The sequence below is a fragment of the Azospirillum doebereinerae genome, from assembly GCF_003989665.1.
GTDB lineage: Bacteria > Pseudomonadota > Alphaproteobacteria > Azospirillales > Azospirillaceae > Azospirillum > Azospirillum doebereinerae.
Genome location: NZ_RZIJ01000001.1, coordinates 306,497 through 318,766, shown reverse-complemented (window position 1 = coordinate 318,766; position 12,270 = coordinate 306,497). Strand labels below are relative to the sequence as shown.

The following is a 12,270-nucleotide window of genomic DNA, read 5'->3' as shown; positions in this document are numbered from 1 at the left end:
CCGGACGTTACACCCCTATCGAATCACGCCTTGGTCTTGCTCTTCGTCGTCTTGCCGGCGCCCGGCCCGGCGCCGAGATCGGCACCGGTCGTCGGGTCCGACGCCGGGTTGGATTGGGTCCGCGCGGCGACCGCGTTGATCGCCTTCAGTTCCTTGGCGGCCAGCTTCACCGAGGGGTTGCCGTCGCCGCCGTTGACCGGCCCGTCGGCCGGGTTGAGCGTGACGTACTCCCACTGCTCACCCTGGTTCCATGGGCCCCGCGAGTCGCCCTCGCCCTGGCTCATGTTGTAGTACTTGTCGGCGTATTCCGGCATGGCCGGCAGCTTGCCCGGCGGGAAGTTGTTCTCAATGGAGTAGAGCGCCTTCTCGAAGCTCTTCTGGTGCGCCACTTCGCGCGTCATCAGGAAGCCCAGAGCGTCCTTCACACCGGGGTCGGTGGTGATGTTGATCAGGCGCTCATAGACGATCTTGGCGCGGGATTCGGCGGCGATGTTGGACCGCAGGTCGCAGGTCGGGTCGCCGATGCTGTCGATGTAGCCGGCGTTCCACAACTGCCCCGACGAGTTCACCAGCGCCGGCCCGCCGCCGTAGAGCAGCGAGAGCGTGTGGCTGCCGGACCCCTGCGTGATGGTGGCGTAGAGGTCGGCGGTCTCTTCCGAGGCCTCGGCCAGCTTGCCCTTCACGCCCTTGGTCAACATGGCGACGATGGAGCCGATGATCTCGAGATGGCTCAGCTCCTCCGTGGCGATGTCGATCAGCAGATCCTTGCGGCCGGGATCCTCGTCGGCCAGCCCCTGCTGGAAATAGCGCATGGCGGCGGCGAGTTCGCCCTGCGGCCCGCCGAACTGCTCCAGCATCAGGCTGGCGAGCTGCGGATTCGGCTCCGAAACGCGCACCGTGTACATCAGGTTCTTGTTGTGCATGAACATGCGAGGAATCCTCACGCTCGTGGGTGTCGCGGGTGCGGAGGATCCGGGCCGGGCCGAAAATTGGGTGGCTGGTCGGGGACGGACCGTCCCGGATGCGCTTCCGTGAGGCCAACAACACGGCCTGTTTAGAAGCGTTCCAGGAAAACGGTCCGTCCCGACGCCTTATACCGAATGGGTCGTCAGAGCGTCTTGCTCTCCGGGGCCTTCTCCCGCATCAGCACGAACTCCTCGGCGGTGGAGGGGTGCAGCGCGATGGTGCGGTCGAAGTCGCGCTTGGTGGCGCCGCAGTTCAGGGCGATGCCCAGCGCCTGCATCATCTCCGGCGCGTCCATGCCCATCATGTGGCAGCCCAGCACGCGCTGGCTCTCGCCGTCGACCACCAGCTTCATCAGCACGCGCTCGTCGCGCCCCGACATGGTGTGCTTCATCGGGCGGAAACCCGCCTTGTAGATGTCGACCTTGGCGAATTTGGCGCGGGCTTGCGTCTCGGTCAGACCGACGGTGCCGAGCGGCGGGATGGAGAACACCGCGGTCGGTACGTTGTCGTAGCTGATGGTGGTCGGGTTGTCGTTGAACAGCGTCTCGGCCAGGGCGCGGCCCTCGGCGATGGCGATGGGGGTCAGGGCCATGCGGTCGGTGACGTCGCCGATGGCGTAGATGTTGTCCACCGAGGTGCGCGACCACTCGTTCACCGGAATGGCGCCTTTGTCGTCCAGCGCGATGCCGACCGACTCCAGCCCGAGGCCCTTGGTGTTCGGCCGGCGGCCGGTGGCGGCCAGCACGAGGCCGGCGGAATGCTCGCGCCCCATGTGGTCGGTGACGGTGTAGCCGCCGGGTCCCTGGACGATCTTCTCCGGCTTGCAACGCGAGATGATGGTGATGCCGCGCTTGGTCATCTCCTTGGCCAGCTCGATGCGGATGTCGTCGTCGAAGCCGTTCAGCAGGTCGTCGCCGCGGATCATCAGTGTGACCTCGGCGCCGAGCCCCCGGAAGATGCCGGCGAACTCGACCGCGATGTAGCCGCCGCCCAGGATCAGCACCGAATGCGGCAGCGAGGGCAGGTGCAGCGCCTCGTTCGAGGTCGCCGCGTGCTCGATGCCCTCGATGGGCGGCAGCGACGGCCAGCCGCCGGTGGCGATCAGGATGGTGCGGGCGGTGTGACGCTGGCCCGCCACCTCGACCGTGTGGGCGTCGATGATCCGGCCGTTGCCCTCGAACAGGGTGACGCCGGAGTTCTTCAGCATGGTGATGTAGATGCCGTTGAGCCGGTCGATCTCCTTGTCCTTGCGGGCGATCAGGGTCTCCCAGTCGAAGGCCGGCGTGTGCGAGGCCCAGCCGTAGCCGGCGGAATCCTCGAAGCCGTCGCGGAACTGGGCGGCGTAGACCAGCAGCTTCTTGGGCACGCAGCCACGGATCACGCAGGTGCCGCCGACCCGGCTGCCCTCGCAGATCGCCACCTTCGCGCCGAACGACGCCGCGCGGCGGCTGGCCGCCACGCCCCCCGAACCCGCTCCGATGGTGAACAGGTCGAAATCGTACTCGGCCACGGCCGTCTCCTTCCGCTCCGCAAAAATCCGTTGCCCCGAACCGTCGCCTGGGCGGGTGCGGGCGGAGTGTTCCGCATTCCGCCGGACCTGTCGAGGGGGGCGGGACGAGATATGGGGGAGGGGAGGCGGGAATGCGATGCGGCGTCAGCGCAGCAGCATGTCCTGAACCAGGACTTGACGCACCTTCAACGGGCGCATGGCCTTGTTGGCGGCGAATCGCAGCGCGTCCTTGACGTACAGCGTGCCGTCCTGGCCGCGCAGTTCGTTGGGATCGACCTCCATCATGCGCAGCGTCATGGCGTCGGCGATGCGCGGCAGATAGGGTTTGACGGTGTCCAGCGGCACTGACGGGTCGAGTTCCAGCACGGCACGGACGCGCAGCTCGCGCAGGCGGTCGCCATCGTTCAGGGTGAGGTTCAGCGTCGGCAGCGCGGCGTAGGTGGCGACCGCCGCCCCCACCTCGGCGCGGGCCGGGGCGCGGCCGGTCGACGCCGTGGCGGGTTTCAGCATCAGGACGCCGCCGGCCCCGGCCCCGGCCAGCGTCAGCATCAGGGCGAAGAGGGCAAGGATGATCTTGTTGCCGGCCCGCTCGGGGATTGGAACCGCCGCCCCGCCGGGCAGCGCCGCCGCCTTCACCATGATGCCCGCCACCGGCTCGTCGCCATCATTACCACCATCGTTTGTATGACTGTAGGGGGAGGCCGGAAGGGCGTCAAATATCGGTATTTTACGGGGTTTTGACGCGCAGTTCCGCTTTCCACCGCTCGATGGCCGGGCGTTCCGAAAGGGGCTGCACTCCCGCCGCTGGCGCAACCCTGCCATCCGTCGACGGTCGTTTGCCGGCGGTTGTTTGGGGCGGAAGCCTCTTCCACAGCGGGGCCGGGCCGTATAATGCTGGCGGTCCAATCGGTTCGGCGGTCGCCCGCATGCGATGCGGACGGCGCCGGGGTCACACGGTGACGGCAGGGCGGAAGGCGAGGGCATCGGGTATGAGCGACACCAGCAAGCGGCCTTTGGCCATCGATCCCCCGGCGGCGGCAATCGGTGACTGGACCGACACCTATTTTCGGCGCACCAAGGAAGCCGTCGGCAAGTTCGGCGACAAGAAGGTCACCTACGCGATCTTCATGCGCCGCCCGGTGGTCTGCGCCCCCCGGCTGGCGGTGGAGTGGCTGGAGGCGGTGGCCCGCGAGCGCGGCTTCGAGGTCGACATCCAACTGAACTACCCGGAGGGCAAGTGGATCGGCGCCGGCGAGCCGATCCTCTACGTCACCGGCTCCTTCTACCATCTGGTCGACACCGAGACGATCCTGCTGCAGAAGCTGGGTCCGGCCTGCGTCGCCGCCTACAACGCCTTCACCATGTGCGCGGATCTGCCGAAGGTCGCCTTCCTCGCCATGGACGCCCGCCACTGCGCCGGGACCGAGATGGCCGAGATGATGGCCTACGCCGCCTCGGTCGGCTCGGACCGGGCCAAGCGGAAGGTCGGGGCCAAGGGCTTCGTCGGCAACGCCACCGACGCGACCGCCCATTTCTTCGGGCAGGCCAAGGGCATGGGCACCATGCCGCACGCGCTGATCGGCTACGCCGGCTCGACCGTGCGCGCGGCCGAGATGTTCAACGAGACCTTCCCCGAACTGCCGCTGACCGTGCTGGTCGATTACTTCGGCCGTGAGATCACCGACGGGCTGGAGGTCTGCCGCCGCTTTCCCGAACTGGCCGCCCAGGGCAAGCTGACCCTGCGGCTCGACACGCCGGGCGGCCGCTTCGTCGAGGGGCTGGACCCGCCCGGTTCCTACGCGGTGCTGGAGCGCCACGCGCCGCATTCCATCCGTGGTTACCGCGACGAGACGCAACTGCGTTACCTGATCGGCACCGGCGTGTCGGCCGCCGCGATCCATTACGTGCGCGAACGCCTGGACGAGGCCGGCTTCCCGGCGGTGAAGATCGTCGCCAGCAGCGGCTTCGGCCCGGCCAAGTGCCGCCTGATGGCCGAGGCCAACGCCCCGGTCGATGTGATCGGCACCGGCAGCTATCTGCCCGAACGCTGGACCGAGACCTACGCCACCGCCGACATCATCGAGTACGACGGCGAGAAGCGCGTGAAGGTCGGCCGCGAGTTCCTGTTCCGCCGGTGACGTGTTCTCCCTCTCCCACCCCCAAGCGGGAGAGGGACCGTCCCGTCAGCGGCTCAGCACCATGACCAGCCGTTCGACCGGCTCGTTGTTGATCAAGTGCTGCTCGACGATCTCGTCGATGTCCTCGGGCGTTTCCGGCCGGTACCAGATCCCCTCCGGATAGACCACCATCAGCGGCCCGGCGGAGCAGAAGCCCAGGCAGCCGGTCATCGCCATGCCGACGTCCAGCAGCCCCTTGGCCTGGACCTTCTGGTCCAGCCGTTGCCACAGCGGGTGCGCGTTCTTCGCCCCGCAGCTTCCGCGCGGATGGCCGGGCGGGCGCTGCTGGGCGCAGCAGAAGACGTGGTGACGGAAGGTCTGCGGAAGGTCGAGCGGCATCGGGCTTGCTCCATAGCCATAATATTTTTATGGATAATGCCTGATTGCTGCGGCGCGGCAAGACATTTGTAAGCGTTCCAAAAAGCGGGGGTGGAGGCTGGGCGGCCGGGCCGGCTTGGAACAGCCCCCTGGACGCGGTTGCAATCTTTTCCCCCCTTGTGAGATGCATGCTCCGGCGGCCTTAGGGGGCGGAGCGGATGCGGCGGGGGGCCGGGACGATGACCACACTGTGTGTGACCGGCTGCGACGCCCGGTATTTCCTCACCACCCTGGCGTTCCTGGAGGGGCTGGGCGACCGTTTTCCCAGGGCGTCGGTCCGTGTCTGCGACTTCGGCCTGACCGACGGGCAACGGGAGTATCTGCGCGCGGCCGGGGTGCTGCTCGACCGTCCGGCGATCCTGCCACCGGGCGCGCACCCCTATCTGTGCAAGGGGCATCTGTCGGAATACTGCTCCGGCGAGGCGTGGGACACTCTGCTCTGGCTGGACAGCGACATGCTGCTGGGGGCGTTGGACCTTGCGGTCGTGGAGGCGGCGGCCGACGGGCTGCGAAAGGCCGGCAAGGCTCTGGCCGCCACCGGCACCATCGACCGCTTCACCATTGCCCAGACGATGGCCGAACTTCGTGCCAACGGCCATCACGTGGCCCCGGCCGAGGATCTGCTGCGGGAGCGCGCCGTCGATCAGTCCCAACCCTACATCAGCTCCGGCCTGATGCTGTGGGTGTCGCGAGGGCCGCTGGCTTATTGGGCGACGGTCTGCCGTTCCGCGCCCCCGCAGGCGCTGCTCGAACAGAACGTGCTGAACGCGCTGGTGATGCGGAATCCGGCGATGGTGGAAGTGCTGGACGCCCGGCTGTGGCAGGTCTACGACGCGCCATTGGCCGAAATCCGCATGCCCGACCCGCAGGCTCCCCACCACCTGACGCTGGACGGACGGCCGGTGATGACGGTCCACGCCTCGTCCCGGAAGGGCCATCACCTGGACGCCAATCTGGACATGAACTTCGGCGAGCATGCGTTGAAGGGCTATCTGCGCCTGTTCGTCAACCCGGTGCTCCAGCAGCGCCAACTGCGCAACCTCGTGGACGCGGTCACCCGAGACCGCGCGGCGCTGGCCGCCATCGGCGTGCTGGAGCCCCGCTGAAGCCGGATCGCGCTACGCGTCCTCCGCCAGCCGGAACCCGGTGAAGGACAGGCGCGAGTCCGGCCGCAGGTAATGCCGCGTCCACGGCCCGGCGTGGTCGAAGGGCGTGACGCAGCTTCCGCCGCGCAGGACCATGCGGTTGCTCATGAAGCGCCCGTGCACCGCCTCGTCGAGCCCGTCCGGCTGGCGGTAGCCGGGGTAGGGGCCGAAGGCGCTGCGCGTCCATTCCCACACGTCGCCGCACATCTGCCACGGCCCGGCGCCCCGGTAGGTCCCGGCGCGCGGGTGGCGGTAGCCGGTGCCGAGCAGATTGCCGACGCTGTCGCAGCGCGCGGCGATGGTTTCCCATTCGGCCTCGGCCGGCAGGCGCTTGCCGGCCCAGCGGGCGAAGGCGTCGGCCTCGTACCAGCTGACGTGGCAGACCGGCTCGTCGGGATTCAGCGGCTGGCTTCCATAGAGGGTGAAGACCCGCCAAGCGCCCTCGCGCTTCTCCCAGTAGAGCGGGGCGGTCCAGCCCTCGGCGCGCAACGCCTCCCAGCCGTCGGCCATCCAAAGGGCGCGCTCGCCATAGCCGCCAGCCTCGACGAAGGCGCGGAACTCGCCGCAGGAGACCGGGCGGGCGGCCAGCCGGAAGGGGGCCAGGAACACGCGGTGGCGCGGTCCCTCGTGGTCGAAGCCGGGCTGCGGCTCTTCGCGACCGACCTCGACCAGCCCGCCGTCATGCGCGACCCAGTCGTCGGGCGGCGGCGTGGTGGCCGGCAGCTCCGGCGGCGATTCGTAGGCCGGGCGCAGCGGGTTGCTCCAGAAGGCGTGCTTTATGTGGGTCAGCAGCCGTTCCTGGTGGCGGCGTTCGTGGGCGATGGCGATGCCCAGATGCTCGGCGAGGATGTCCAGCTCGCCGTCGGTCGCCTGGTCGATCAAGTGGAGAACGGCACCGTTCACATGGTCGCGGTAGCGCAGGATGTCGGCGGTCGAGGGGCGCGACAGCAGCCGAAGGACGGGGCCGTCGATGCGCCCCTCGGCCGAGGCGGCGCGCGCCTTGAACAACTCCAGGAAGCAGGGGTCGTGCGGGCGGTAGCCTTGGCTGAACGGGATCAGGACCGTCGTCTCGAACAACCAAGTTGTGTGGGCAAGGTGCCATTTGGCCGGCGCGCCGTCGGGCACCGACTGGATCATCAGATCCTCCGGCGACAGCGGACCGACCAGCTCGGCGGTGCGGCCGCGCGCCTTCTGGAACCGGGTGACGAGCGACCGGCGACGGTCGCCCTCGGTGTCGAGCGCGGCGAGATGGGTGTCGGGCACGGGCGGATCCCTCCAGGATCGAAGCGTTTCCCCACAGTGTGCCGCAACGGCACACTGTGGAAACGCACGCTTCGGGGGAGGGCGCTACACCGGAATTGGGCGAAGCCGCCCGCCCCTCAGACCCGTTCGCGCACCGCCGGCCCGGCGCCCTCCACGGTCAGAGCGCGGGGCAGCTTGAACACGATGTTTTCGGTCGCCGTGCGCAGCTCCTCCACCGTCACGTCGAAGCGGGCGCGGGCGGCGTCGAGCACCTCCTCCACCAGCACCTCCGGGGCGGACGCGCCGGCGGTGATGCCCAGCCGCCCGACGCCGTCGAGCGCCGACCAGTCGATGTCGGCGGCGCGCTGGACCAGCTGCGCCCTGGGGCAACCATGGGTCTTGGCGACCTCGACCAGCCGCTTGGAGTTGGACGAGTTCGGCGCGCCCAGCACCAGCAGCGCGTCCACCTTCGGCGCGATGGCCTTCACCGCCGCCTGCCGGTTGGTGGTGGCGTAGCAGATGTCCTCCTTCTTCGGCCCGGCGATGGCCGGGAAGCGCGCCTGGAGCGCCGCCAGGATCTCCGAGGTCTCATCGACCGACAGGGTGGTCTGGGTCGCGAAGGCGAGGTTTTCCGGGTCGGCGACCTCCATCGCGTCGACGTCGGCCACCGTCTCGACCAGCACGACGGCGCCCTCGGGCAGCTGGCCCATGGTGCCGATCACCTCCGGATGGCCGGCGTGGCCGATCAGGACGATCTGCTTGCCCTCGTCGAAATGGCGCTCGGCCTCGCGGTGGACCTTGCTGACCAGCGGGCAGGTGGCGTCGAGGTAGAACAGCCCGCGCGCCTCGGCCGCCTGCGGCACCGATTTGGGCACGCCATGGGCCGAGAACACCACCGGCACGCCGTCCGGCACCTCGGTCAACTCGTCGACGAAGACGGCGCCCTTGGCCTCCAGGCTTTCGACGACGAAGCGGTTGTGGACGATCTCGTGCCGGACGTAGACGGGGGCGCCGTAGCGCGCGAGGGCCGTCTCGACGATCTGGATCGCGCGGTCCACCCCGGCGCAGAAGCCGCGCGGCGCGGCGAGAAGGATCGTCAAGGGTGCTGGGATGGTCATCCGGACTCCGCCCGTGCGTTGATCGGTCATGCGCTCATCGGCCACAGGAAACAAAGCCGCCGCGCGGCCTTGTGCCCGTTCCGCTGGTTCTCTACAGTCGCGGCAACTTTCGATCCAACCGATCAGGCCGAACCGATGGACCGCCGCCGCGACCGTAATATAGGTACCCCCCTTCCGAAAAGCCCGGCCTGGAAAAAGCCGTCGGCGCTGGCCGCGCTCGCGCTGGCCTCCGTGGGGCTGGCCGGGTGCGGCGGCTGGATGGGACCGACCAACCCGGCGGAGGCGTCGCTCGCCTGCCCGAAGGTGTCCATCGTCCGCGACCTGTCGGAGGTGACGGCGTTCCGCGCGGGCGGTCGCGACCTGACCGATCTGGAATCGCGCGCCGCCCTGGTCGATTTCGCCGGCAACTGCGATTACGCCAGCGACGGCGTGACGGTGAACGTCAACGTCTATCTGATGGCGGAGCGCGGCCCAGCGCTGCGCGGCGACACGGCGAAGTACACGTATTTCGTGGCGCTGGCCAAGCCGGACGACAGCGTCGTGTCCAAGGCGTTCTTCGACACCGACGTGACCTTCCCCGCCGGCCAGCCCCGCGCCGGCAGCCGGGAGGAACTGGCGCCGAAGATCCCGCTGCCCAAGGACGTGAACGCCAAGGACTGGAAGGTCTATCTGGGCTTCCAGCTGACGCCGGAGCAGCTGGCGTTCAACCGGAGCCAGATGATCAAGCGCTGATGGGTGCCGTTTCTTTGAATAAACGGCTTCCAATCGATGGAGAAAGCGCCTCTTGAACAAAGCGTGAGGAAAGCGGGAGGGGAATGGATCCCCTCCCTCTGTGTTGTCAGGCGGTGTATGCGGCGCTAAACCAAGATGACGTCATTTGGCCACTGATGTAGTTGCCGGTACCGTTGTTGTAATAGCCATAAAGCTCAAGATAATCGGTTGTCCCGTTAAGTTGGATCACGCTGCTGACATGCGCGGCGACGCTGCCGCCATGTGCAATCACATGATTGTTTGAGTGTGGTGCGCCATTCTTGAAAATCACGGCGGTACACATTCCGCCGGCCGCCATGTTCCAATAGTGGAGCTGCCCATTCACTTGATAGAGCCCCGGGCGGTTGGGTTTGAAGCGGTGTGTTTCCGGATCGAAGGCATCACCGATGTTGAAAGCTTGGCTGGAAGTGACATTCATCGGAACAAGGGTGGTCACGCCCGCCGCAATCGTCATGTTGACCCCGTTCAAATCAGCGCGAAAGCCGATTGCGTTTGCAGCGGGCGGGCTGAACGTGGCGGCAATGACCCGCTCATCGACAATAATGTCGTTGGTGATGGTCAAGGTCGTGCTTTGGAAATGAAGCTGCGCTGCAGGGAACGTCCCCATGGGGATGGTCGGCGGGGTCACGGTGTTCGCGGCGCCCGTGACGATGCTCGCGACACCGGTCGAACGGTCGATCACCACGCGGTCGATGCGGAAGCCCGAGGTCGGCGGAACGAAGGGGCCGACGCTCTGCGCGTTGACCTCGGTCAGAGTGGTGCCGCTCAGCAGGTAGCCCGGATCCAGCGCCACGGTCAGGTTCGGCGTCACCTGCGCATGGGGCGCGAAGGGGCCGACGATGCGCTGGGCCACCGCCCAGTTGGCGGTGGACTGCGACAGGTCGGTCGGGTTGAAGGTCTGGACGGCCATGAACGAGTCTCCGCTTCATCGGTGATTTGAGAGAACGCGAGGGACGAAGGCCGGCCGGCTCTGCGAAACGCGTGAAGGGACGTTCTTCCATCCACGCTTCCGCGTAAAGAAAAAAATCCTAAAAACAGGAATGAAGGCCGTTCGCGCAAATCCGCCGACGCTCACGCTGGCAAACCCGATCCACCGATTGACAATCGCCCGTGCCCGCGACAGTGTGGGCCATCACGCCGATGATCCCTCGCGGGAGAGATCGCCATGGGCCTCCCCTGAAAAGGCGAACGGTCCAGTGGCGGCGCCGAAGGAGCAACCGCCCCCGGAAACTCTCAGGCAAAAGGACCGCAAGGGGATAAGGCAACTCTGGAAAGCAGCCTCGGCGCGTCCGCGCCGCGACTCACCGAAGGAGTAAACCGGCCCCACGGCTCTGCCGCCGGGCGGTGAATCTCTCAGGTCCAAGACAGAGGGGGCAAGCCCTCGCGCCGATCCCGGCGCGGGTGTGGACCCTATGTCGGAGGACCCGCGTGACCGAGGCGAACCAGTCGATCAAAACCACCCCGCTGCACGCTCTGCACGTCGAACTCGGCGCCCGCATGGTGCCGTTCGCCGGCTACGACATGCCGGTGCAGTACCCGCTGGGCATCCTGAAGGAGCACCAGCACACCCGCGAGAAGGCCGGGCTGTTCGACGTCTCCCACATGGGGCAGGTGCGTCTCACCGGCGAGGACCCGGCGGCGGCGCTGGAGACCCTGGTCCCCGGCGACATCAAGGGGCTGGCGCGCGGCCGCATGCGCTACACGCTGTTCCTGAACGAGCAGGGCGGCATCCTCGACGACCTGATGGTGACCAACGCGGGCGACCACCTGTTCCTGGTGGTCAACGCCGCCTGCAAGGAGCAGGACGTCGCCCATCTGCGCGAAAAGCTGGCCGGCAAGGCCGAGGTGGAACTGCTCGACGATCTGGCGCTGCTGGCCCTGCAAGGCCCGATGGCCGCCGCGGTGATGGCCCGCTTCGTGCCCGAGGCCGCCACCATGAAGTTCATGAGCTACCTGCCCGCCACCTTCAACGGCGTGCCGGTGGTGCTGACCCGCTCCGGCTACACCGGCGAGGACGGCTACGAGATCTCCTGCGCCAACGCCGACGCCGAGGCCATCGCCCGCGCCCTGCTGGCCGAATCCGAAGTCGAGGCCATCGGGCTCGGTGCCCGCGACTCGCTGCGGCTGGAGGCGGGGCTGTGCCTCTACGGGCACGACATCGACACGACCACCACCCCGGTCGAGGCCGCGCTGGAATGGACGCTTCCGAAGCGCCGCCGCGCCGAGGGCGGGTTCCCCGGCCATGAGATCATCGCCAAGCAGCTCGCCGAGGGCACCACGCGCCGCCGCGTCGGCATCCAGCCGGACGGCCGCCAGCCGGCCCGCGAGCACACCGACATCGTGGACGCGGACGGCGCCAAGATCGGCGAGATCACCAGCGGCGGCTTCGGCCCGACCGCCGGGGCGCCGGTCGCCATGGGTTACGTGGACAGCGCCCACGCCGCGCTCGACACGCCGGTGAGCCTGCTGGTGCGCGGCAAGCCGCTGCCCGCCCGCGTCGCCGCGACTCCCTTCGTCGCGCAGCGTTATTACCGGGGCTGAAGCCTCGGGTCCGTCAAGAAACTCCATCATCGAACAGGGGACGATCATGACCGTCAAATACACCAAGGACCATGAGTGGGTGCGCGTCGAGGGCGACGTCGGCACCGTCGGCGTGTCCGACTTCGCGCAGCACCAACTGGGCGACGTGGTCTTCGTCGAGCTGCCGGACGTTGGCCGCACGCTGGAAAAGGGCAAGGAAGCCGCTGTCGTCGAGTCGGTCAAGGCCGCCAGCGACGTCTTCTCGCCGGTGTCGGGCGAGGTGATCGAGGTCAACCACGATCTGGAGAACGAGCCGGCCCGCGTCAACACCGGCGCCCAGACCGAGGGCTGGTTCTTCAAGCTGCGCCTGTCCAACCCGTCCGAGCTGGACGGGCTGATGGACGAGGCGGCCTACAAGGCCTTCGTCGAGGAATCGAACTGAG

Annotated in this window: 12 protein-coding genes and 1 riboswitch; of the genes, 5 read left to right on the top strand and 7 right to left on the bottom strand. The window is 67.9% G+C overall.

What is annotated here, in order from left to right; genetic code table 11:
- Positions 1 to 23: 23 nt before the first annotated feature.
- The 3 genes from EJ913_RS01425 to EJ913_RS01415 form a co-directional block, all read right to left on the bottom strand.
- A complete protein-coding gene (locus EJ913_RS01425; RefSeq protein ID WP_126994109.1) occupies positions 24 to 929 on the bottom strand; it encodes a manganese catalase family protein in 906 nt (301 codons plus the stop codon).
- A 179-nt stretch (positions 930 to 1,108) separates the two neighbouring features.
- Positions 1,109 to 2,476, bottom strand: coding sequence for a glutathione-disulfide reductase (gene gor / locus EJ913_RS01420; RefSeq protein WP_126994108.1), 1,368 nt, complete (start codon positions 2,474 to 2,476; stop codon positions 1,109 to 1,111).
- Positions 2,477 to 2,620: 144 nt separating this feature from the next.
- The gene (locus EJ913_RS01415) at positions 2,621 to 3,127 is read right to left on the bottom strand and encodes a flagellar basal body-associated FliL family protein (RefSeq protein WP_244939206.1); all 507 of its coding nucleotides are present in this window, start codon (positions 3,125 to 3,127) and stop codon (positions 2,621 to 2,623) included.
- Positions 3,128 to 3,465: 338 nt separating this feature from the next.
- On the opposite strand from EJ913_RS01415, the gene EJ913_RS01410 reads away from it, so the two are divergent.
- Entirely contained in the window at positions 3,466 to 4,614 is a 1,149-nt protein-coding gene (locus EJ913_RS01410) for a nicotinate phosphoribosyltransferase (RefSeq protein ID WP_126994107.1), read from the top strand.
- Between the two features lie 45 nt (positions 4,615 to 4,659).
- Here the strand turns inward: EJ913_RS01410 and EJ913_RS01405 are convergent, their stop codons facing one another.
- Entirely contained in the window at positions 4,660 to 4,992 is a 333-nt protein-coding gene (locus EJ913_RS01405; protein ID WP_126994106.1) for a (2Fe-2S) ferredoxin domain-containing protein, read from the bottom strand.
- Between the two features lie 218 nt (positions 4,993 to 5,210).
- Here EJ913_RS01405 and EJ913_RS01400 point away from each other — a divergent pair, with 218 nt between their 5' ends.
- A complete protein-coding gene (locus EJ913_RS01400; protein ID WP_126994105.1) occupies positions 5,211 to 6,137 on the top strand; it encodes a hypothetical protein in 927 nt (308 codons plus the stop codon).
- A gap of 12 nt (positions 6,138 to 6,149) precedes the next feature.
- On the opposite strand, the gene egtB is transcribed toward EJ913_RS01400, so the two are convergent.
- Positions 6,150 to 7,439, bottom strand: coding sequence for an ergothioneine biosynthesis protein EgtB (egtB, locus tag EJ913_RS01395; RefSeq protein WP_126994104.1), 1,290 nt, complete (start codon positions 7,437 to 7,439; stop codon positions 6,150 to 6,152).
- Between the two features lie 116 nt (positions 7,440 to 7,555).
- On the bottom strand, positions 7,556 to 8,536 hold the full coding sequence (gene ispH, locus EJ913_RS01390) for a 4-hydroxy-3-methylbut-2-enyl diphosphate reductase (RefSeq protein ID WP_126994708.1): 981 nt from the start codon (positions 8,534 to 8,536) through the stop codon (positions 7,556 to 7,558).
- Positions 8,537 to 8,671: 135 nt separating this feature from the next.
- Here ispH and EJ913_RS01385 point away from each other — a divergent pair, with 135 nt between their 5' ends.
- Positions 8,672 to 9,268, top strand: a complete 597-nt coding sequence (locus tag EJ913_RS01385; protein ID WP_126994103.1) for a hypothetical protein — start codon at positions 8,672 to 8,674, stop codon at positions 9,266 to 9,268.
- Positions 9,269 to 9,374: 106 nt separating this feature from the next.
- Here EJ913_RS01385 and EJ913_RS01380 read toward each other — a convergent pair whose 3' ends face one another.
- The gene (locus tag EJ913_RS01380) at positions 9,375 to 10,217 is read right to left on the bottom strand and encodes a hypothetical protein (protein ID WP_126994101.1); all 843 of its coding nucleotides are present in this window, start codon (positions 10,215 to 10,217) and stop codon (positions 9,375 to 9,377) included.
- Positions 10,218 to 10,448: 231 nt separating this feature from the next.
- Positions 10,449 to 10,566, top strand: a riboswitch (glycine riboswitch).
- A 169-nt stretch (positions 10,567 to 10,735) separates the two neighbouring features.
- Here EJ913_RS01380 and gcvT point away from each other — a divergent pair.
- Both gcvT and gcvH read left to right on the top strand, forming a co-directional pair.
- A complete protein-coding gene (gcvT, locus tag EJ913_RS01375) occupies positions 10,736 to 11,848 on the top strand; it encodes a glycine cleavage system aminomethyltransferase GcvT (RefSeq protein ID WP_126994099.1) in 1,113 nt (370 codons plus the stop codon).
- Positions 11,849 to 11,894: 46 nt separating this feature from the next.
- Positions 11,895 to 12,269 carry a glycine cleavage system protein GcvH gene (gene gcvH / locus EJ913_RS01370; RefSeq protein ID WP_126994097.1) on the top strand — a complete coding sequence of 125 codons (375 nt, stop codon included), beginning with the start codon at positions 11,895 to 11,897 and terminating at the stop codon, positions 12,267 to 12,269.
- Position 12,270 lies beyond the last annotated feature (1 nt).

Excerpts from the sequence above, each read along its gene's own strand:
- EJ913_RS01425 (WP_126994109.1), bottom strand. The coding sequence starts at position 929 with ATGTTCATGCACAACAAGAACCTGATGTACACGGTGCGCGTTTCGGAG.
- EJ913_RS01410 (WP_126994107.1), top strand. The coding sequence starts at position 3,466 with ATGAGCGACACCAGCAAGCGGCCTTTGGCCATCGATCCCCCGGCGGCG.
- EJ913_RS01405 (WP_126994106.1), bottom strand. The coding sequence starts at position 4,992 with ATGCCGCTCGACCTTCCGCAGACCTTCCGTCACCACGTCTTCTGCTGC.
- EJ913_RS01400 (WP_126994105.1), top strand. The coding sequence starts at position 5,211 with ATGACCACACTGTGTGTGACCGGCTGCGACGCCCGGTATTTCCTCACC.
- ispH (WP_126994708.1), bottom strand. The coding sequence starts at position 8,536 with ATGACCATCCCAGCACCCTTGACGATCCTTCTCGCCGCGCCGCGCGGC.
- EJ913_RS01385 (WP_126994103.1), top strand. The coding sequence starts at position 8,672 with ATGGACCGCCGCCGCGACCGTAATATAGGTACCCCCCTTCCGAAAAGC.
- EJ913_RS01380 (WP_126994101.1), bottom strand. The coding sequence starts at position 10,217 with ATGGCCGTCCAGACCTTCAACCCGACCGACCTGTCGCAGTCCACCGCC.
- gcvH (WP_126994097.1), top strand. The coding sequence starts at position 11,895 with ATGACCGTCAAATACACCAAGGACCATGAGTGGGTGCGCGTCGAGGGC.